The following is a 22,214-nucleotide window of genomic DNA, read 5'->3' as shown; positions in this document are numbered from 1 at the left end:
GATATCGGTTTGAAACGTGTGAATATATAAATATTATACTGTCACCATACATATACAAACGGAAATTCCCGCCAAATAGTCCTCTCCCATGGAAATAGCATTCCGGGTTTATCACAATTTTTCTAGTACAGAAACAATTTCGTCCATGGTTTGATACCGATCATCAGGCGACTTCGCTATACATTTGGCAACGATGTCATCCACATCCGTGGGAATGTCCGACCGCAGGGAAGACGGCGCCGCCGGATGGGTATTAAAGATGGCATGGATAACGGCCATTTCATTTGCACCGGTGAACGGGAGCTGGTTTGTGAGGAGCTCGTACAGAATGACTCCCAGCGAAAATATATCTGATCGGGTATCCGGATCGACACTCGTGATCTGTTCCGGTGCCACGTATCCAAGGGTACCGACGACCGTTCCCAGGGACGTCATCATTGTGACCAGGGGCGTTTTGGACAAGCCAAAGTCCATAATCCGCAAAACGCCGTTACCGTCTATCATAATATTGCCGCTCTTAAGATCTCGGTGGATTATATTCCGGGCGTGGATAGCAGAGAGCCCTGCACCGATCTGCAGTGTAAAATCAATAATCCGGGAGAGTTCCAAAGGATGTTGTACCTGCAAAAAGTCGTGCAATGTGCCACCCTCCAGGTATTCCATGGCCAGAAAGCCCTGATTTCGGGATTCCCCGTATTCCAGTATCCGGACGATATGCGGATGATCAAAATCCGAGAGCAATCGTCCTTCCCCTGTAAGACGCTTTCGGTTCTGTGGATCTTCCAGAAGCGCATCGTGTAAAATTTTAATCGCCACCGTTTCTCTGGAATGAATATCCGTAGCTCTGTACACCTTGCCCATCCCGCCTTCACCTACTAACTGTTCCAATTTGTAATGCGAGACAAACTGCGAATCCCGATACCGTAGCACCTGTCGGGCGGCGGCAATGGACCCGGCACTATACAGGAGAACTCCACCAAGCGCAAGGCTTGCAGAGACCATTTCAGGCTGCAGAATGGAGAAGTGAGTTATCATAAAGTAGAGAAGGAGTGCCGGTATGGAAAAATACCACTTGGTCACGAAGCGTTTTGCCTCCAATCGTAGACCGATAAAAATACTCCCAGCGATAATCAGAAGTAGCATCAACAGGTTTACCCAGTGCGAAGACCAGCGAATCATCCGAAAGGTGCGTTGGATAGATTGGAAGGTAAGGATTCCGATATGTGCCAGGAGTTTTGATTCGCGTATGGTTACTGTTTCGCCGGGATGCAGATTTTTCCGTTCAACCGTCTTCCCGCTAGGAAAGTGGATCCTGGCGGAATATGAATTTCCGGGCCGGACGCCAAAGTGAGCCTCTCCCATGTATTGGCCGGTGAGCGGACTGCCGCCTAATCCAATTTCTCTTCGCTGGATTAACCCACTTGACCGGCCATTCGATGGAAGCAATTCAATCCTTGCCCCGATAGCGTCCCTGTTACTCACATTACCAACGGGCCGAATCTTTATGAATTGCCTGTTATTCAGATTATTCCTGAACAGGGCAGCACGGACTCCCTGCCCAAAACTCACCCGGGAGCTGCCGATAAACATATCCTGATCGCCGTCATCATCATAATCGGCGAATGTCGGTGTCCCGGCAAAGGCGATCCCGACCCGGTTGCTAATCTCCGTAAAAACCATGCCCGGCTCATTTAAATAGAGTTTACCACCGAGGCCGACATCAGGCCAGCCGTCGTTGTTTACATCCGCGATATTGACGATGCCATTATTCGGCTCGGGACTGATAAAAACTTTCGTAAAGCCGGCCTGCTCACCGACATTGGTAAAACTACCATCCGGCTCCTGTTGTAAAATCCAGGAAGGCGCTTTCTGGTTGTAAACGAAGATGTCTGTCCGGTTATCATTGTTCAGATCTGCCGGAACCGTTACTGTCGGTAAAACGGATAGCCCCCCCGGACTCACAAAGCTGGAATCCACATATCGTTGAAATTGCAGCTCGCCCCGGTTGTAGTAGATCTCGAACAGATAGCCGTCTACCGCTCGCTGGTAAGCCAGCAGGATATCTACTCGTCCGTCATTGTCAAAATCGCTGAAAGTGGCGCCGTATGAACGGTGTCCAGGAGGTTTTGTGATACCGGTTGATGGGAACACATCCGTAAAACGTCCGGTTCCGTCTCCCTGAAAGAGCATATCCCGGTTGTCGTAATTCGAAATGTAGAGATCCAGGTTGCCGTCATTATCAAGATCGACGAACCGAGCGGAATTATTGGCAGTCGGCTCGACAGGTTGCAGCGTCAACCGGCTTTGATGAGTGTAATCAATATATTTGCCAGATCCGGTGCCGAGGTACAGCCGGAATTGGTTCTGATCCAGGAGGAAAAACAGATCTTGGTTTCCATCGTTGTTTACGTCACCCACCGAGGAAACATTTGCGCCAAGGGGGGCGTCCATCAAATTTGTTTCACCGGTGATCTCCCCAAACCGATCGCTTGGAGTATTATCGTAGACCAGATTGGGGCTGTCCTTTTCCAGAACCAGGAGATCCGGCCGATACCGATCCTCCCGGGGATAAAAGATCCCGGCTTCACCGGAGCGGCGAAGCGAGGCATTCTCCGTCACATCGGAGAACGAAAATCCCAGTGTTTGCGCGTTGGTGTAGATTCCCCGGTCACCAATAATCCATAGATCGTAACCGCCCGACTCGTTCCGCACCCCATCGATATCTCTAAGATCGTCGCCAAATGGCTCCAGGCTCCGATCCGGTGTCCAGGTTCCGTTATTCAGAGTGAGGAATGTATTGTTCATACCAACGATCCAGGCGCTATCCCGGCTCACCGCACGGACAGCCTGGAGGTTGTCACGGGTCACAATCGGCAGCCGCTGCCATTTCCTCCCGTCATACTGCAAGATTGTACCCTTTTCACCAACTGCCCAGGCAAATTCTGCATCAATGACATCCACGTCGTACAATTGAAAGGTGACTGGAGATTCGATCTGAATCCAGGCTTCATTTTCGTACCGTAAGATTATTCCGTCCCGGCCAACTGCCCCGCCGGATTCGGGCGTGAGCATAGAGAGGCCGTTCAGGTCGCCCTCGAAAAAATCATCGGATCCGGTATTATGTACCGGACTCTCTACAGCATACCACTGCGCACCATTGTACCTGAGAATGTGCCCCTGCTGGCCGACCATCCAGGCGGTACCATCCGGAAATACCTGCCAATCCTTCCACATGGCGTAATCCACTGCGTCCCACATGACAGGCGGGAGTGAAATCTCTCTTTGAATGTCCGGAGTAATGGCTGTGTGCACAGGCCGGTAATCGCCGAAATGCACGAGATGGTTAACCGACCAGATTGTGGTTGAGTCATACTGCGCTACTAACGGAAAATCCGAGTAGGGAAAGGCGAGTACTGACGTCCATACCTCCCCATTAAACCGATACACCTGACCGGAGACATCCTCGCCACGACCCCGGGAAATAGCCACCCCATTTTTGGGATTCTCCATCCGCAGCATAGCGCCGAGTTCCACCGGTAGCTGGCGGTACCAGACGGATGCCTGTACAGTTTCTGCCAGGCACATTCCGGACAGCAGAACGATAGAGAGAATGCCCTGGACCCATAAATACGAAATTTTCATACCTGTCGAATATCTTTGTGTAATAGAGGGAAGGTTGAAAAGTCAATCGCCGTAATATTAGCATTTCGGATTCGTATGTCCACTCTTTTCCTGAAATTCAGGTAATAGAAATGATATCCCGTCCCGGTGATTTGAATACTGCTTTACTCTTTCGGCGGTTCTTTCTAAGATTCGGCTAATCAATTATCCCGGATTCTATAATGATCGAAATGAACCATATACGGAAGCGGATCCAGAACCATGTTCCACGGCAGCTGGCCGCTATGGATCTGGTCCGGGCAGCAGTATTAATCCCGATTGTGGAGAGTGAAGACAATCTGGAAATTCTGCTTACTGTCCGGACGGATGAGGTTGAACATCACAAGGGGCAGGTCGCATTTCCCGGCGGTGCAGTGGAACCTCAGGACGCCGATGTGCGGGAGACTGCGCTTCGGGAGACCCGGGAAGAAATAGCCCTTACCCCGGATCAAATTGAGGTCATAGGCCGGATCGATGATCTCTGGACGCCAACCGGCTTTATTGTGTCACCATTCATCGGATACGTCCCGATGTTGCCGGAACTCACCATGGAGCCGGGAGAGGTTTCGGATTATTTTACCGTGCCGCTGGATTTTTTTATGCATGATGCCAACGGTTATACAAAAAAGTACCCCCGAGGAGATACTGAGGTGGATGTTTGGTTTTATGAATATAATTCCTATAAAGTCTGGGGGGTAACCGCCTTTATCATTCGGAACCTGAAAAGCATTCTGGAACCTTAATACGGCAGGGCTTTTTTGTTGCTCATTAATTGATTTTCAATGGGCATCAGAGTAATTTTCAATAATAAAACGGAGTACAGAGTTTATGCGGCATACCATTAAATTATATTCCATCCCTCTTTGGCCATTTGTGAAAAATGTATTTATCGTGAGTTTAACTGTTTTTATTCTGGGGACATTATTGTTTGGGATCTTCTGGCTTGGATTATTTCGACAATTTGCCATGTACATGCCCGATTCCGGAGTAGCATTTCAACCGGATGCATTCCAGAATATTGGCGGTTTGTTCGTTATGGTTTTCTCTGTCTTCAACGGCGTAATAGGAAGCGTTTTATTTACCGTATTCGCAGGGGTTGGCGCACTGATGTACAATTGGGTTAATGCCCGGTCGGGCGGATTCGAATTTGAGATCTCACTGCCCGATTCATTCCGTACGGAGGTGCAGTCCGGCAGCCAGTCGGAAGTAACGACAACTTCTATGGAGGTTCCGGAAACCAAAGTTGAACAATCCGAAACTGAAAAGGACACACCCAAGACCAATGACAGCACCTGAGCAGGAAACCCGCGTCCGATTTGCTCCAAGTCCCACCGGCTACCTCCACGTTGGTGGTGCCCGTACGGCCATCTTTAACTGGCTATATGCCCGGCAGCATCAGGGGAAATTCCTGGTGCGTATCGAAGACACCGATGTGGAGCGTTCAGACCCCAAAATGGTGGAAAATATCCTGGAGAGCATGGAATGGCTGGGGCTCGCCGCCGATGAGGAGATCGTTTATCAGTCTGACAATCAAGGGGCGCATCGAAGTGCGGTGGATGCTTTGCTGGAGACGGGGAAGGCCTACCGCTGTTTCTGCACACCGGAGGAATTGAAGCGGAAACGACTGGCTGCGGGCGAGAAGGACCAGGAGAGTTACCAGTACGATGGAACCTGCCGGAATTTGTCAAACGAAGAAATTCAGGAACATTTGGAAAGTGAGAACCCGTATGCTGTCAGGTTTCGTGTGGAACAGGGATGGATCAACTTTAAGGATCGCGTGTATAAGAAAATTTCGGTGAACACTGAGGAAATCGACGATTTTATTATCCAGCGGCGGGACGGCACGCCGGTGTATCAGCTCGCTGTTGTGGTGGATGACGCCAATATGGGAATTACGAACGTTATCCGCGGGAAGGATCATCTCTCCAATACGCCGAAGCAAATATTATTGTACAAAGCGCTGGATTATCCGGTCCCGAAATTTGCGCATTTGCCGCTGATTTTGGGCTCCGACGGGAAACGGTTGAGTAAGCGTCACGGTGCCACAGCGGTGAATGAATACCGGGATAAAGGATATCTCCGGCCGGCCATGCTCAATTATTTAGCATTACTGGGATGGACACCCAAAGGCAACCAGGAGATTTTGCTTCCGGATGAACTTATCGAACAGTTTGATCTGCTTCGCGTCTCCAAAGCAGAAGCGGCCTTCGACGAGAAAAAACTCAGGTGGGTCAATGAGCAGCACATTTCCAAAGCCGATACAGCCGAATTGCTTCCCCTTGTGAAAAGGGAATTGGCGGAGGAACAGATAATTGCGGGAGATGGTGCTAATTCGGAATATTTGACCGAAGTCATCACGTTGCTGAAATCCCGAATGAAAACCATCTCAGATTTTGGAGAATATGGCAGATATTTCTGGAACGCTCCGGCAGAGTTTGACCGGGAAGCCGTGGAAAAATTTTGGCCGAACAACACGGTGAACAACCGGATGAAGGTCTGGTTAGGGGAGGCAAAGGAAATTGAACCCTGGAATCCGGAAGAGATTGAAAAGGTGCTGCGAGATACAGCGGACTCCCTGGATGTCGGCGCCGGAAAACTCATTCATCCGACACGCCTGGCGATCACCGGCATGGGAGTGAGTCCGGGGATATTCCAGGTTATTGAACTCATTGGACAGGACCAACTAATTTCGCGAATCGAGTACGCCCTTGAAAATTTACCGCTCTAACATCTATGCTATTTGTTTGCTTTTGCTCTTAGGGTTCGCTATACCCGGCAATGTTTCTGCGCAGTCAACACACCTCGTGTATTTTATGGATTTTACTAACAGGGAGATGGAGACGGATTATTCTGAACTCCAGCAAACTTTGACGGCAGAAGGGAAAAATCGGCTTTACGATGTTGCCGGCATTTCCAAATTAAAGCAATCGACATTTCATCAGGTGATGCAGCAATCCAGGGCTGGTGATGAGAAAAGGCACGAATCCGATGTGATGTTTGCACTGGTTAACGAATTTGAGGTAACCGAGACCGGAGAGCTCCAGCTGATTGGGGAATTCCTGGCGCTGGGCACTCTTGAATCTCAGGGACTCGTTGAGATATCCGGAACTCCGGACCAGCCGGTTGAGGCTGTACAGCGCTACATCGATAAAGTTGTCCGCCACATTGTTGGACGCATCCAGACGCCGCAGCCAGCGGAGGCAAGCAAGAGACCGGAAGTTAAATCGGTACCTTCCCCGTCCTCACCATCTGTGGAACGGGATTTTTCGGGGCGGGCAAAAGATTATGAGTCCCCGTCGGAAAGAGACAACCCGATGGCGGTGGTGAATCAGACAATCGAAACGCTCATGACTCTGCTTCGTTCGGATTCTCTTTACAGGTTTACGGCCCGTGATATCTCAATGAAGGCAACGTCGGGGAGCGGATCGGGGTACGAGGTTTGGATGCCTGTCATCCTGGAACCTGGCGATTCTCTGCGGCTATTTCTCCGACATAATCGATTTGTCAAGTGTGATGGTGAATACTGTATTGTGACATTACCAGCGCTCACGGTGGAAAGCGCACAGCCCGAATTCCGGGAGATGTTGCGGCACGGTTACGGGGAACAAACAGTCCGTGCCGCACTTTTCACGCCGGCCGGGGACAGGATTCAACCTTCCGGGCATCCCCAGTATCTGAAAAAAGATGACGAGTATAATAGTCTCGGTGCAAGAGCCTTTAGTCCGATGCATCTGGTACAGACCGGCCGTCAGATCAAGATTTATTTCTTGGCGGAACAGCAGTCTCTGGAGGTGGTAGTACCAGTCGATCTCGGCGATTCAGAGCGAATCGACCGGGTGAAGGTGGGGCTGGAACCGTAAACGAAGTGTAAGCCGAAAACTGTATCCGCTCGCTGAAACCCGGTTTCATCGGACTTCAAGCGGAGAATACTCACTAATTATATGTCATAAAAAAAGCGCCCCGGCTGGGCCGGGACGCTTTCATAGAAATCAGCGAAAATTAACGAGTCGTCAGTCGACTATCGCTTATTTCTGCGTGAACGACGCCGCTGACGTCGGATGGCTTTCGCTCGTTTCATCCGCTTCTCATCGCTGGGCTTCATATAGTAGGAATGCTGCTTGATTTCCTTAAAGATGCCCGCCTTCTGAAACTTCTTCTGGAAGCGGCGCATAGCGCGCTCGAGCGATTCATCCTTACGAACGTTAACTTCGATCATGTACTGTTCACCTCCTAAAGGCGTGTGCTGTGATGCTGGTTTATCCTAAGTATTGACGGAGACCTTTGCTCCGGGATTTATGCCGTAGCCGTCGCAGGGCTTTTTCCTTTATCTGGCGAATCCGTTCGCGGGTCAAGCCGAACTCATCACCGATTTCGTTGAGCGTGAGCGCGTAATCGCGACCGATACCAAAATACATCTCCAGCACGGTGCGTTCCCGTTCGCTCAGCGTGCCGAGCGCATCCATGACTTCCTGCTTCAGGGATTCACTCATCAGATCTTCATCGGGCTCTTCGCCCTCGTTGTCCTCAATCACGTCCATCAGCGAATTGGACTCGCCGTCGCGAAACGGTTTATCCAGCGAATAGTGCCGGCGGGAAATCTGGATAGCGTCCGAGACCTCTTCCGGTTTCATGTCCAGCTCGTCGGCGATTTCACCCGGCCGCGGTTTCCGCTTGAGATCGTGCTGCAATTTTTCCGAGGCCTTGGAAATCTTAGTAATATTTCCAACCCGGTTCAGCGGCAGCCGGATAATCCGGGAGTGTTCAGCCAGTGCCTGGAGTATGGACTGGCGAATCCACCAAACGGCATACGATATAAACTTGAATCCGCGAGTTTCATCAAATCGATGGGCGGCTTTAATGAGGCCCAGGTTGCCTTCGTTAATCAGATCAGACAGCGGAAGCCCCTGTCCCTGATAATCTTTGGCCACACTCACCACAAACCGCAGGTTGGCGGTGGTAAGCTTTTCCAGCGCTTCCTGGGAGCCTTCCTTCACCTTTTTGGCCACTGCAATTTCTTCCTCGGGCGACAGTGGTTCATATTGCCCAATTTCTTCCAGGTACTTACTGAGAGATCGATTGGTGCGATCTCTGACACCCGAATCCTTTTTTGCCATAGGCGATTACCCCCTTCTATAATTCCTCTTTGCTTTGCATTCTATAATGATAATGTGATGGCCCTTAATTGTCAAGCCGACATTCGATTCTTTAGTGTACTCGAAACCCAGTCACTTTATCATTTGGATGGGTACGGTATGCATTTGTTACATTTGGTCGAATAATTAAGGCAGAACCGCCGGAAAATCAATGGTCTTTGAACAGGCAGTTGATACCGATCATTTGGAATTCTGTTCCTGACATTTATGCTTCCCGTTGAATGAGAGAATTTTAGCAACAAACAGAGGGCCCAATCTTATGCCCCAGTCCTCGATAAAGAAAATATTGATTGTGAGTATTACCCTGCTAGCAACTCTGCCGATCGCCGGACAACAGGTAACGAATACAGCCGAATTACAACAATTATCCCAGCGATGGGAGGATCTGTCCGAGACTCGGCGGGCAGAGGCCAGGGCTGTAGCACGATCCAGGGGCTGGCCGATCAGAAAAAGACTCTCCACCGGAAAGATCATTGAGATTATGCGACTGAGCGATTCCGGAATGCCGGTCTACGTGGCAACCCAGGCACTCACCGCAGCGACCTCGATCTCGACCGATGACGTTTGGCCTGGCGGATGGATCGGTTCGGGGCTGACGGGCAACAGTATGCTCATTGGTGAATGGGACGCCGGAAAGGTATTGTCATCGCACATCGAGTTCGGCGGGCGTGCAATCCAGGCGGATACGGCGAGTTCGGTAAATTCACACGCCACACACGTCGCCGGGATATTGGCAGCTGCCGGTATTGATTCTCTGGCACGGGGGATGAGTTACGAAGCAGCTCTCGATGTCTATAAATGGGACGAAGACGCCGGCGAAATGGCCGATGCGGCCAGCAACGGACTGATCATTTCCAATCATTCCTATGGTCAGGTGGTTGGCTGGGGGTACGATTATCGCGATGACGATCTGTGGGCCTGGTTCGGAGATACCACGGTGAGTGAACAGGAAGATTTTCGGTTCGGGTTCTACACACCGCAAGCCAGCCGGTGGGACGAGATTGCCAGGAATGCACCGAACTATCTTATCGTAAAGGTGACCGGAAACGATAGGTATCAATCCGGACCGGAGAATGAGGGAGAACCCTATTGGGTCTATGCCGGTGATGACGGGTGGCGGAAGGACTCAACCACTACCCGGAACCCGGACGGCGATTATGATTCCGTCCTTCCGGTGGCTACCGCCAAAAATGTGTTGACCGTGGGATCGGTCGGAACCGTGGAAGACGGTTATCACGGTCCGGAAGATGTGGTCATGACGTCCTATAGCACCTGGGGGCCAACTGATGATGGGAGGATCAAGCCGGACCTGGTTGCTGATGGAACTCAGGTCTATTCCACGGATGTTGCCAGTGATACGAGTTATTCTTACTCCTCCGGAACATCAATGGCAACACCGAGCGTCGCTGGATCCATGGCTCTTATACAACAGTTATACCAAAACGAACACAGCGGGGAGACACCCCGCTCGGCCACAATGAAAGCGCTGGCTATCCATACGGCGGATGAGCCGAACGAGGTGCCTGGCCCGGATTATCGTTTTGGTTGGGGGCTACTGAATACCGGAAGCGCCGCACAAGTGATATTGAATGAAAACAGCGGGCATCAAATTGTCGAAAGTACTCTTTCATTATTAGAAAGCAGCTATTCAACGACGGTACAATCCGTGGGAGATGCACCGTTAACTGCCACACTGGTCTGGACCGATCCCAGGGGAAATGCTCCCGAGCCGGCTGTTGATCCGACGCAATCCGTACTTGTGAATGATCTGGATCTTAGGGTTTCGGATGGTGATAATGCATATGCTCCATATGTTATGAATCCCTCATCGCCCTCTCAGGCACCAACCACTGGCGATAATACAACAGATAACGTGGAACAGGTTAATATCCGGAATCCCGAGGCGACTCAGTATACGGTGACCGTTGATCATAAAGGAAGTCTCGCGGGGGGAGACCAGAACTTTTCGCTCATCATCAGTACCGGCACCATCCCAACACGAACTGTTGCGGGTCCCGCCAGGAGACCGGAACAGATTTCTTTGGGAGACAATTATCCGAATCCATTCAATCCTGAAACGTCAATCAGTTATCAGTTGCCGGAAAAAGCCCGCGTGAGTCTTACCGTCTTTGATATCCGGGGGACTACAATTCAAACGCTTGTGGAGGAGACTCAATCATCCGGAAGCCATACTGTCCAGTGGGATGGTACTAGTCGCAGCGGTGAGCAGGTGTCTAGCGGAGTTTACTTTTACCGCCTTCAAACCGGTGATCGCCGGTTAACGAAAAAAATGGTACTAACCAGATAATCCCCGTGACCGTTATATCGGGAATGAAGATGCCTTCCATGCCTTTTCTTCGACTGGCTTAGGCTGACTCCTGTGTGGACTAGACGATATTCCAGGCAATACCGAACACCACTGGCCCCCGGGGAACCGACAGGCGCTCAGTGTGAAAATCTACCCATAGTAGACCGGGGATTTTCTACCAGTGAAGATGTTTGTTGCCGGATTAGTTCCCTCCTTTCTCAGTCAAGCGTTCGTAAAAATCATAGCCCAAAATTTTGAAGACCTGGGACGAAAGAAAATTTAAAATCTGAAAATATTACTGAGGTTCCCGGATAGATGATAAAAGGAGATTAAGGGAACAACCAGAAACCTATTATAAAAATAAAAGCCCTGTGAGTAGGTTCTCACAGGGCTTTGCAGAGTGGCGCCTCTCGGAATCGAACCAAGGACACGCGGATTTTCAGTCCACTGCTCTACCGACTGAGCTAAGGCGCCACAAATTTATTTCGGGTCTTTTTCTCAAAGAGCGCAAAAATATACAGCGCTATTCGGCACGATGCAATTATTGATTCGAAATTTTTTCTATGCGGCCGCATATTCACGATGGACGCAAGGCGGTCAGATTATTTCGCTTGCGAGCCCATAAGGTTTCGTCTATTTTTTTTACTATTATAAAACGAGATGCGTGGGGCGTGACAGCAATGGAGTAGATAGCGAGGAGGCTTCATACGGCAATGGGACTGCAGGTACTGATCGTAGATGATAACAAAAATATATGTACATTACTAGAAGATATCTTATCGCTTGACAATCATACAAGTGCGGTTGCTAACGATGGAAAAGCCGCCAAAGCAGCACTTGAAAACGGAAAATATGATGTAGTGTTTTGCGACCTAACCCTCCCGGATATTTCCGGATGGGACATTGTGCAGCACATCAAAGACAATACTCCGGAAACGGAAGTCGTAATCATTTCTGGCATGGGTGATTCCATTGACCAGGAAAAATTATCCGAACACAATATCGACAATGTCATCCATAAACCGTTCCAAATTACTGACGTCCAATCAGTCCTCGCGGATTTACAATAAACTGCCGTCCGATGGCGTCTGCGCCGATGTTTTAAATATATTTATCTCTCCTCCTTTCATTTTTTATTGTTTTCCTCCAAATACCGCTTGACAGGTTCAGATTCTAATTAGTAATTTTAGCACTCAATTGATGAGAGTGATAACAAACATATTAACCACATTTGTAGAGCCGGCGAGTAAACACCGGGATAATCTATTTCTTTTTAATATGTAACCTGAGCAAACTGAGATACTCAAAAGGAGGAGTGTATGAATATTAAACCATTAGCAGATCGGGTGGTTGTAAAACCGTCCGAAGCCGAAGAAAAGACAGAAGGTGGCATCATTGTGCCGGATTCGGCGAAAGAAAAGCCGCAAAAGGGAGAAGTTGTTGCTGTCGGACCGGGGAAAAAATCGGACGCCGGTGAAAGTATCCCGCTGGAGGTCAGCGAGGGCGACAATGTTTTGTATGGAAAATATTCCGGGACAGAAATCACGTTGGATGGCGCGGAATATATGATTATGCGTGAAAGCGATATTCTGGCAATTATTTAACTAAGCAGGCCAGAAGAGATTAATCTGAAGATAAGACGAATATTCGAAGGAGGAAGAATCTATGGGTAAAGTAATTAAATATGACGCTCAGGCGCGGGATGCGCTAAAGAAGGGCGTCGACAAGCTGGCGAACGCCGTAAAGGTGACGCTAGGCCCCAAGGGCCGGAACGTCATTCTGGAAAAATCTTTTGGTGCACCCACGGTAACCAAAGATGGCGTCACTGTCGCCAAAGAGATTGAACTGAAGGAGCATCTCCCGAACATGGGTGCTCAGATGGTGAAGGAAGTCGCATCCAAAACATCGGATGTGGCCGGTGACGGGACCACAACGGCCACTGTGTTGGCGCAGGCTATTTACCGCCACGGACTGAAAAACGTGACGGCCGGCTCCAATTCTATGGAGATCAAGCGCGGCATCGATGCGGCCACGAAAAAGGTTGTTGAGTACATCCAGGGCATGAGTAAAGAGCTGCCCGGCAAAGATGAGATCGCTCAGGTCGGTTCCATCTCCGCTAATAACGATCCGGAGATCGGTAATCTGATTGCCGACGCCATGGAGAAGGTTGGCAAAGATGGCGTTATCACGGTGGAAGAAGCCAAAACGCTGGAAACCAGCCTGGAAGTCGTGGAAGGTATGCAGTTCGATCGCGGTTACCTCTCTCCGTACTTCGTAACCAATTCCGATTCTATGGAAGCGGCACTGGATGATGCTTACATCCTGATCCACGACAAAAAGATCAGCGCAATGAAGGATCTGCTGCCGATTCTGGAGAAGGTCTCCCAGATGAGCAAACCGCTCCTGATCATTGCTGAAGATATCGAGGGCGAAGCGCTGGCGACACTGGTCGTCAACAAACTGCGTGGTACATTGAAGGTCGCCGCAGTGAAAGCACCTGGATTCGGCGATCGCCGGAAACAGATGCTGGAAGATATTGCGACACTCACCGGCGGTACCGTGATTTCTGAAGAACGCGGTTTCAAGCTGGAAAACGCGAATGTCGATTATCTCGGACAGGCCAAACGTGTCACCATCACCAAAGACGATACGACAATTGTGGAAGGCGCCGGGAAAAAGGAAGACATCAAAGCCCGGATTAGCCAGATTAAGACCCAGATCGAAAACTCTACATCCGATTACGATGCAGAGAAGTTGCAGGAACGTCTGGCGAAACTCTCAGGCGGTGTCGCGGTGCTGAATGTTGGTGCAGCCACTGAAGTGGAAATGAAAGAGAAAAAAGCCCGTGTGGAAGATGCATTGCACGCCACCCGCGCCGCGGTGGAAGAAGGCATTATCCCCGGTGGAGGTGTAACTTTTCTGCGTGCTGTGAAGGCACTGGATGGGTTTGAACTCCGCGGTGACCAGAACATTGGTGTGGATATTCTCCGCCGTGTCCTGGAAGAACCGATCCGGCAAATTGCATCGAACGCTGGACACGAAGCTTCAATTGTGGTCCAAAAAATACGCGAAGCGGACAGTGATAACTACGGATTCGATGCGTACGAAGAAGAATATACCGACTTGGTCAAGGCCGGTGTCATCGATCCGACAAAGGTTGCCAGAATCGCACTCGAAAACGCATCCAGCGTTGCAGGTCTGCTGCTGACTACCGAATGTGTTGTCGGCGACGATGATGAAGACGACGATGATGATGGTGGCGGCGGCGGAATGCCCGGCGGCGGTGGAATGCCCGGTGGCATGGGCGGCATGGGCGGCATGTACTAAATCCGCACCAACCATCGCACAAAAATCAAAGCGCCCCGAACTGATCGGGGCGCTTTTTTTTATCTCTCACCGAAGGACGGTACTTCCTCCACTTAATAAATTCTAGTTGGTGGGATGGATTACAACTGTTTCTACAAAAGTATTGAAGTACTTTAGTTACGATATTCCTGAAAATCACACCCCAAATATTTATGAAAATAACTGTCTGTTTTTGTTCTGGTTATAAAAATGGGATCAGTTTCGTCATTCAAATTATCTAACAGGTTCCGGCCGTCTTGTTGGGATATTTCTATAATATTCAAAAGACCTTAAAATATTTTAGAATATAGAGGTTGAATATTAATTAAATATTTTATTATAGTCTGTATAAAAAGTAAAAGTTTTCTTTAGTTTTCATTCACTTAAAAATATTCTGATTCTTGGTTGATATTATGATATGAGCCGTTACCTTTACGTTTGAATTAGTTGAAAAATTGGCAGCGATATAAATGAATAGGCTCAGAATAACAAAGGGGGAATATATATATGGCAATAGCATCGAATCTTGGGTATCCGAGAATCGGAGCGAACCGCGAACTCAAACGGGCGCTCGAGGGATACTGGCGGGGGAATACAAGCGGCGCAGATCTTCGAAAAGTCGCTTCCGACCTGCGGACACAACACTGGCAAATGCAACAAATGGCCGGAATCGACCATATTCCATCAAATGATCAATCGCTATACGATCACGTGCTGGATACCGTTGCCATGGTCGGAGCCGTGCCGGACCGCTACGACTGGGATGACGGGACTGTCGACCTCGATACCTACTTTGCGATGGCGCGCGGTGTTCAGGACGAAGATAAAGACGTTTCAGCCATGGAAATGACCAAGTGGTTTGATACGAATTATCATTATATCGTGCCGGAGTTTAAACGGAATCAAAATTTTCAACTGTCCTCCACAAAGGTTGTGAAGGAATACCTGGAGGCGAAAGATTTAGGCATAGAAACCCGTCCGGTTATCTTGGGCCCGGTGTCCTTTTTGTTGCTCGGCAAAACTCAAAATAAAGAATTTAATCAGCTGGAGTTGCTGGACGATTTACTTCCCGTCTACACGTATATCCTGAACCGTCTGGAAGAGAAGGGTGCGGAATGGGTGCAAATTGACGAACCTTGCCTGGTGACAGACCTCAATGAGGAGGCACTAAAATCATTTCATAAGTCCTATACAGCCCTCGACGCCGCTACGACCGATTTGAATATTCTGCTGGCCACCTATTTTGGCTCCATGGAAGAAAATATGGAGACGGCATTCGCATTGCCGGTTGATGCGGTGCATCTGGATCTTACCAGGGGACTGAACCAGCTGGAGAAGGCTCTTACCCGGATTCCGGATCCGATGAGTCTTTCTCTGGGATTAATTGATGGCCGTAATGTCTGGAAGGCGGACCTCAGTGAGCAACTTGATATCGCGAAAAATGCGGTTGAGCGGCTTGGAAAAGAGCGAATCATGATTGGGCCGTCCAGTTCGCTGTTGTACGTACCGGTTGACCTGGAGCAGGAGACGGCCCTGGACGAGGAACTGGCGTCCTGGTTGGCCTTCGCCAAACAAAAACTGCAGGAAATTGACGTGCTCGCTACAGCGATTAACGACGGCGAGCAGGCAGTAGAGGAAGCCCTGGAAACCAACAGGCAGGCGATTATCAGCCGGAATCAATCCGACCGGATCCATCGGCCTACTGTCAAGGAACGGGTGGAGTCGGTGACACCGGAGATGTACCAGAGAAACAGTGAATTTGCCGAACGCCGGAAACAGCAGCGGGAGCATCTGAATCTTCCGGATTTACCTACCACGAGTATCGGGTCCCTGCCGCAGACCAAAGACGTGCGGAAAATGCGAGCTGCGTTCAAGCGCGATGAAATCAGCAAGGAAGAATACGAATCATTTCTGAAAGAACAGATCAAAGAGGCCATCCGGTTCCAGGAAGGCATCGGCATGGACGTACTCGTCCATGGCGAATTTGAGCGATCTGACATGGTGGAATTTTTTGGGGAACAGATGGAAGGCGTGGCGATCACCAGTAACAGCTGGGTGCAGAGTTATGGTTCCCGGTGCGTGCGTCCTCCGATAATCTACGGAGATATCTCCCGCCCTGAACCTATGACCGTCAAGTGGTCCGAATATGCGCAATCATTGACTGAAAAGCCGGTAAAGGGGATGGTCACCGGACCGGTAACGATCCTCCAGTGGAGCTTTGTCCGGAACGATCAGCCCCGGTGGAAAACCTGTAACCAGATTGCGCTGGCAATTCGGGATGAGGTAAACGATCTGGAGAATGCAGGGATCGAGATAATTCAGATTGATGAGCCGGCACTCAGGGAAGGATTACCGCTCCGGCAGAGCGACTGGGAAAAATATCTGGACTGGAGCGTGGATGCCTTTAAACTGGCCAGCTCCGGCGTAAAGGATACTACCCAGATCCATACGCATATGTGCTATTCGGAGTTCAACGATATTATGGAGGCCATCGCCCGGATGGATGCGGACGTGCTGTCTGTGGAGTCCTCGCGTTCCCGCATGGAACTCCTGGACGTCTTCAAGGATTTCGATTATCCCAATGAAATCGGTCCCGGCGTCTACGACATCCATTCACCGAGAATCCCGGAGACCGAAGAAGTCTCTGAACTAATTCGAAAAGGGCTAAACGTGCTTTCCAAAGACCAGATATGGATCAATCCGGACTGTGGTCTGAAAACCCGGAACTGGGACGAGATAAAGCCATCGCTGGAACATCTGGTCGAGGCAGCGGACACCGTACGGGAAGAGTTGCAAAATGGTGAAGGCCCTTAAGTGATATTCCCGAGTTCCTTCCTGTCCATAGATTGATGACGTTCCCCACTTAAAGTCCGCAAAGCGGGTTTAAGCGGGGGATACCAAACTGGTGGAGGACTCGTTTCCCTTCCTCTTTCGAAGAGGAAGGGATTAAGGGATGGCGTTGTGTTGCTCATGGATGAATGAAAAATGAAGAAGGCGAAGTAGAAAGGCCGGAGGTTGGAAGCCGGAGACGGGAGACTGAAAACCAGTGACACACACATGACCATTTTACCGATAACATGGTAGCGCTTAAACGCATTAGCGTAGGTTGTAACCTGAACACTTAAACACAAGAACACTCTAACACTTTAAAAACACAGGAGGTTCGAGGAGATAGATGAGTTCTTATCTGTTTACATCGGAATCGGTAACGGAGGGGCATCCCGACAAAATTGCCGATCAGGTTTCTGACACAGTGTTGGATGCTGTGCTGGAGAAAGATTCAAACGGCCGGGTGGCATGCGAGACGTATGTGACCACCGGTATGGTGCTAGTCGGCGGGGAAATAACCACCGATTCGTATATCGATATTCAGGAATTAGTGCGCGGTACGCTGAAGCGGATTGGGTACACCGATTCCTCTATGGGGATCGGATACAAAAACTGTGCGGTGCTGAACGTTATCGGCGAACAGTCCCCGGATATCGCCATGGGCGTGGATGCCGACGAAGAAAAGGCACAGGGCGCCGGCGACCAGGGAATGATGTTCGGCTACGCCGTGAATGAGACGGACTCACTCATGCCTATGCCTATTCAACTGGCGCACCGGCTGACCGAACGGCTGAGTACTGTTCGCAGAGAAGGCGACCTTCCATACCTGCGACCGGACGGGAAATCCCAGGTGACACTGCGATACGATGAAGAGACGCAACAACCGGTTGCGGTAGAGACGGTGGTTATTTCCACGCAACATGAGGAAGAGGTGTCGCTAAAGGAATTGCGTGAAGATGTGAAGGAAAAAATTATATATCCTGTCCTTCCGGACGATATCGGCGGAAAGGACGACCTGACGGTCCACATCAATCCTACCGGGAGGTTTGTAATCGGCGGTCCGAAGGGTGATGCCGGTTTAACCGGGCGCAAAATCATGGTGGACACCTACGGTGGATCGGCGAGTCATGGTGGCGGAGCCTTCTCCGGGAAAGATCCATCCAAGGTGGATCGCTCTGCGGCATACGCCGGCCGGTATATCGCCAAAAATATTGTGGCAGCAGGCTTGGCCGACCGGTGCAGCGTCGAAATCGCATATGCAATCGGGGTAGCAGAACCGGTTTCAATACTGGTTGATACCCATGGAACGGGCCGCGTTGGGAATGAGATTCTCACGGAATCTATCCGGGAACTGTTCCCGTTGACGCCCGCAGAGATTATCGATCACTTCGATCTCCAGCGGCCAATTTATCGAGAGACAGCAGCGTACGGTCACTTCGGACGCGCTGGTTTTCCCTGGGAACAAACGGATAAGACTGCGGAACTGAAAACATTACTTAAATCTGAACAGATGGAGGCAGCATGAACTACGATATTGCGGATTCCGCGCTCGCAGCGGAGGGAAAAAAACGAATTGAATGGGCGGACGAGCAGATGCCGGTGTTGGCGTCAATCCGGGAGCGGTTCGAGAAGGAAAAGCCGCTGGAGGGCATGCGAATGTCGGCATGTCTGCATGTTACAACCGAGACGGCCAATCTGATGCGCACTCTGAAGGCAGGTGGCGCTGATCTAGTGCTGTGTGCGTCTAATCCGCTTTCCACGCAAGATGATGTGGCGGCTTCGCTCGTAGAAGATTATGATATCAGGGTCTATGCGGTCAAGGGAGAAGATAAGGATACCTACTACGACCATATCGATGCGGCCATTCAAAACGATCCGGTGGTGACCATGGATGACGGGGCGGATCTGGTCTCGACCATCCATTCCGATTATCCGGAGAAGGTGGATAATGTCATCTGCAGCATGGAGGAGACCACCACGGGAGTTATTCGACTCCGGGCGATGGATCAGGACGAGGCACTGAAATTCCCGGTGATCGCTGTGAATGATGCCGATACCAAGCACCTGTTTGACAACCGGTACGGTACCGGGCAGTCTACCATAGATGGGATTATCCGGGCGACGGATGTGCTGCTCGCCGGAAAGAATTTTGTGGTCGCGGGGTACGGCTGGTGCGGCCGTGGCCTGGCGAAACGCGCCGCCGGTATGGGCGCCCACGTTATTGTAACTGAGGTTGATCCGCTCCGGGCACTAGAAGCAGCTATGGACGGATACGCGGTCATGCCGATGGATGAGGCATCGGAAGTCGGCGACATATTCTGTACTACCACTGGCGACGTCAACGTGATTTCCGAACAACATTTTGACCGAATGAAAGATGGCGCTATCGTTGCGAACTCAGGTCACTTTAACGTGGAGATCAACCTTGAGAATCTGGAAGAGCAGGCTTCATCTATCCGGGAGGACGTGCGAAACTATGTGGACGAATATGTAATGACAGACGGCCGCTCCATCTTTGTGCTCGGCGACGGGCGTTTGATTAATTTAGCTGCCGCCGAAGGCCATCCGGCCAGCGTGATGGATATGAGTTTTGCCGTCCAGGCGCTGACTAGTGAGTGGGCGGTCAAGGAAGAAAACCTCGACGTGAAAGTCCATAACATCCCGGAACAGATCGATAAGGACGTGGCCCGGTTGAAACTGGCCGCCATGGACATCCAGATCGATACGCTGACCGATGAGCAGGAGGAGTATCTGCAGTCCTGGTCTATCGGAACGTAAAGGTGGTTTTCGATTCGAAGTAATTAAAGATGCCATCCCGTGCTGACGGGATGGTATCTTTTCTTTGTATCACTCTTTATAAAGAAAGGATCGTGAATAGATGTCAGTATTAGTAGTAGGTTCTGTGGCGCTGGATACTGTGGAAACTCCCAAAGAGCGCCGGGAAGAATTGCTGGGAGGTTCGGCAACGCATTTCAGTGTGGCGGCAAGCAAGTTTGGCGAAGTGCAGTTAGTTGGCGTCGTGGGGGAGGATTTTCCGGAGTCCGGTATTGAACTGTTTCAGCAAAACGATATAGACATCACCGGGCTGCAGAAGGTGGCAGGGAAGACCTTCCGCTGGAGTGGTCGTTACATGGACGATATGAATCAACGGGAAACGCTGAGTACCGATCTCAATGTCTTCGAATCATTTTCACCCAAGATACCCGACGCCTATTCCTCTGCAAAGTATCTGTTCCTGGCCAACATCCATCCTGCCTTGCAGCTGGATGTGCTCTCACAGGTTGAAAATCCCAAGCTCGTTGCGACGGATACAATGGAACTTTGGATTGACACTGCCAGAGAGGATCTGCAAGAGGTCATCGAACAGTCAGATATGCTGGTAATAAACGACCAGGAAGTACAGATGTTGACTGGTGCACCCAGCCTGTTTACCGGTAGTAAAGCATTGCTGGACATGGGCCCGGAATTTGTGGTGGCCAAAAAAGGGGAGCACGGCGCGATGGTGATCGGTGAGGATCTGGTCTTTATGGTACCCGGCTATCCACTGGCAGATGTTGTCGATCCTACCGGGGCCGGAGATTCCTTTGCCGGGGGTGTGATGGGATATCTGGCACAAGTTGATGACATTTCACAGGAAAATTTACGCAAAGCAGTGGTGTACGGCTCGGTCCTGGCCAGCTATAATGTAGAGGATTTCAGCGTGGAAAAACTTCGGCACCTCTCCAGCGGTGACATCGATGAGAGATATACGCAATTCCGAGAGATTACCTCATTTTAGCCCACACTTTTTCTGAATAATTTTCGCTGGTGATTGCGGGCATTTTTGGTCCGTTCTTTCAGCGTGGCGGCCATTTCAACGGCGTTCTCGAAATTTCGCATCCCCATGACAGAAATATTGCACCCCATTGGAAACGGCCTGGGGAGATTCCGGTTTAGTTCCAGCAAGTGCTCCCAGATCTCTCCGGTATATTCGATGGAAGTGGTGGCCGGCTCATCACTGGAGAGAATTTTGTTCTCAACATTATCGGGAATAAAGACCCCGAGCCAGCGTAAAAAGTCGACATCCTTTTGGGAGGCAATGGGGGTAAAACTCCAAAAAAGCATCGGTGGCGAAACGTCCTCTAAAACAAAAAGCCGTGAGAGATCCTCAAGCAACTTGATTGGGGAATTGGACTCCGCGATAATCTGGGTTGTGAAAAAATCTGCGCCGGCTTGCACCTTTTGCAGCATCCGTTCCGGTTCGTCCAGGTCATCCCGGCGTCTGGTTGGAATGCAAATATTCCCCACTAGCAGGTCCGTGGCCGGCCCGGCGGTATCGGCATATTTGCGTTTCCCCTGATTCAAATATTTACGCACTAACCGGTTTCCGGATGGCACTGATAAGCCCGGATACTCTTTTTCACTGGATTCACCGCCGACGATCACAATCGAATCGATGCCGTAGTTGTGGAAGGTGTTTGCTATCCATTTTTCCTGTTTTGGTGCGGGCTGTTTGACAATGACCCGGTTTATAAGATATCTGAGCTGGACCTTTTCGCTGAGCTGATTTGCGTACTTTCGTGGCGCAACGCGTTCTTCGAACTTACTCCGTCGTTGCCCGCGATCGCCTTGCTGAGATTCGTCCTGAATTTCGGGTAAGTTAATCCCATTTATATCAACGCGGTTGGTGAGTTGTTGTAGACCATCCCGATGCTGCCGGAGCCGTTCTTTGTGGGCTCCCTTTTTTGGCGGGGCCAGTTCGAATACTATGGGGGTGGTTCCAAAACGATCTGCTAATTTCGTCAGGCGCGGAGTAAATTCCATTCAGATCAGACCTCCGTTTCGAGTGCTGTTTATATCTATTACTATTTTCTGCTTATCCGGCTTGAATAGTATCAAATAAATCGAGCATTATCAAATATTTATGACTGTATTTACTG

Annotated in this window: 16 protein-coding genes and 1 tRNA gene; 12 read left to right on the top strand and 5 right to left on the bottom strand. The window is 50.2% G+C overall.

Going from position 1 to position 22,214, the window contains the following annotated elements:
* Positions 1-111: 111 nt before the first annotated feature.
* A complete protein-coding gene (locus tag K9N57_04165) occupies positions 112-3,642 on the bottom strand; it encodes a protein kinase (protein ID MCF7803362.1) in 3,531 nt (1,176 codons plus the stop codon).
* 200 nt (positions 3,643-3,842) lie between these two features.
* On the opposite strand from K9N57_04165, the gene K9N57_04160 reads away from it, so the two are divergent.
* The 4 genes from K9N57_04160 (at position 3,843) to K9N57_04145 (ending at position 7,520) form a co-directional block, all read left to right on the top strand.
* Positions 3,843-4,403, top strand: a complete 561-nt coding sequence (locus K9N57_04160) for a CoA pyrophosphatase (GenBank protein MCF7803361.1) — start codon at positions 3,843-3,845, stop codon at positions 4,401-4,403.
* Positions 4,404-4,488: 85 nt separating this feature from the next.
* Positions 4,489-4,956 carry a DUF3566 domain-containing protein gene (locus K9N57_04155; protein MCF7803360.1) on the top strand — a complete coding sequence of 156 codons (468 nt, stop codon included), beginning with the start codon at positions 4,489-4,491 and terminating at the stop codon, positions 4,954-4,956.
* Positions 4,943-6,388, top strand: coding sequence for a glutamate--tRNA ligase (gene gltX, locus K9N57_04150; GenBank protein ID MCF7803359.1), 1,446 nt, complete (start codon positions 4,943-4,945; stop codon positions 6,386-6,388). Before K9N57_04155 ends, gltX begins: the two co-directional genes overlap by 14 nt.
* 85 nt (positions 6,389-6,473) lie before the next feature.
* Positions 6,474-7,520, top strand: coding sequence for a hypothetical protein (locus tag K9N57_04145; protein MCF7803358.1), 1,047 nt, complete (start codon positions 6,474-6,476; stop codon positions 7,518-7,520).
* A 158-nt stretch (positions 7,521-7,678) separates the two neighbouring features.
* Here K9N57_04145 and rpsU read toward each other — a convergent pair whose 3' ends face one another.
* Both rpsU and K9N57_04135 read right to left on the bottom strand, forming a co-directional pair.
* On the bottom strand, positions 7,679-7,876 hold the full coding sequence (gene rpsU / locus K9N57_04140) for a 30S ribosomal protein S21 (protein ID MCF7803357.1): 198 nt from the start codon (positions 7,874-7,876) through the stop codon (positions 7,679-7,681).
* Between the two features lie 40 nt (positions 7,877-7,916).
* Entirely contained in the window at positions 7,917-8,774 is an 858-nt protein-coding gene (locus K9N57_04135; protein ID MCF7803356.1) for a sigma-70 family RNA polymerase sigma factor, read from the bottom strand.
* A gap of 331 nt (positions 8,775-9,105) precedes the next feature.
* Between K9N57_04135 and K9N57_04130 the strand changes: the two genes are divergently transcribed.
* Positions 9,106-11,121, top strand: coding sequence for a S8 family serine peptidase (locus tag K9N57_04130; GenBank protein ID MCF7803355.1), 2,016 nt, complete (start codon positions 9,106-9,108; stop codon positions 11,119-11,121).
* Positions 11,122-11,522: 401 nt separating this feature from the next.
* Here K9N57_04130 and K9N57_04125 read toward each other — a convergent pair.
* Positions 11,523-11,595: transfer RNA gene (locus K9N57_04125), tRNA-Phe, on the bottom strand.
* Positions 11,596-11,834: 239 nt separating this feature from the next.
* Between K9N57_04125 and K9N57_04120 the strand changes: the two genes are divergently transcribed.
* From K9N57_04120 to K9N57_04090, 7 genes are all read left to right on the top strand, one after another.
* Positions 11,835-12,191, top strand: a complete 357-nt coding sequence (locus K9N57_04120) for a response regulator (GenBank protein ID MCF7803354.1) — start codon at positions 11,835-11,837, stop codon at positions 12,189-12,191.
* A 249-nt stretch (positions 12,192-12,440) separates the two neighbouring features.
* Complete coding sequence (gene groES / locus K9N57_04115; GenBank protein ID MCF7803353.1) at positions 12,441-12,725, top strand: co-chaperone GroES; 285 nt, start codon at positions 12,441-12,443, stop codon at positions 12,723-12,725.
* 61 nt (positions 12,726-12,786) lie between these two features.
* Positions 12,787-14,448, top strand: coding sequence for a chaperonin GroEL (groL, locus tag K9N57_04110; protein MCF7803352.1), 1,662 nt, complete (start codon positions 12,787-12,789; stop codon positions 14,446-14,448).
* A 525-nt stretch (positions 14,449-14,973) separates the two neighbouring features.
* A complete protein-coding gene (metE, locus tag K9N57_04105; GenBank protein ID MCF7803351.1) occupies positions 14,974-17,280 on the top strand; it encodes a 5-methyltetrahydropteroyltriglutamate--homocysteine S-methyltransferase in 2,307 nt (768 codons plus the stop codon).
* A 361-nt stretch (positions 17,281-17,641) separates the two neighbouring features.
* Positions 17,642-18,820, top strand: a complete 1,179-nt coding sequence (gene metK / locus K9N57_04100) for a methionine adenosyltransferase (protein MCF7803350.1) — start codon at positions 17,642-17,644, stop codon at positions 18,818-18,820.
* The gene (gene ahcY, locus K9N57_04095; protein ID MCF7803349.1) at positions 18,817-20,073 is read left to right on the top strand and encodes an adenosylhomocysteinase; all 1,257 of its coding nucleotides are present in this window, start codon (positions 18,817-18,819) and stop codon (positions 20,071-20,073) included. The genes metK and ahcY overlap by 4 nt, the downstream gene beginning before the upstream one ends.
* A gap of 100 nt (positions 20,074-20,173) precedes the next feature.
* Positions 20,174-21,073 (top strand): sugar kinase, encoded by a 900-nt coding sequence (locus tag K9N57_04090; GenBank protein MCF7803348.1) that lies wholly within the window; start codon positions 20,174-20,176, stop codon positions 21,071-21,073.
* Here K9N57_04090 and K9N57_04085 read toward each other — a convergent pair.
* On the bottom strand, positions 21,070-22,098 hold the full coding sequence (locus K9N57_04085; protein MCF7803347.1) for a methylenetetrahydrofolate reductase: 1,029 nt from the start codon (positions 22,096-22,098) through the stop codon (positions 21,070-21,072). The two genes, K9N57_04090 and K9N57_04085, sit on opposite strands and share 4 nt — an antisense overlap.
* Between the last annotated feature and the right edge of the window lie 116 nt (positions 22,099-22,214).

Source organism: Candidatus Neomarinimicrobiota bacterium, from assembly GCA_021734025.1.
In the GTDB taxonomy this organism is placed as follows: domain Bacteria; phylum Fidelibacterota; class JAANXI01; order JAANXI01; family JAANXI01; genus JAANXI01.
This window is presented reverse-complemented; position numbering and strand designations above follow the sequence as displayed.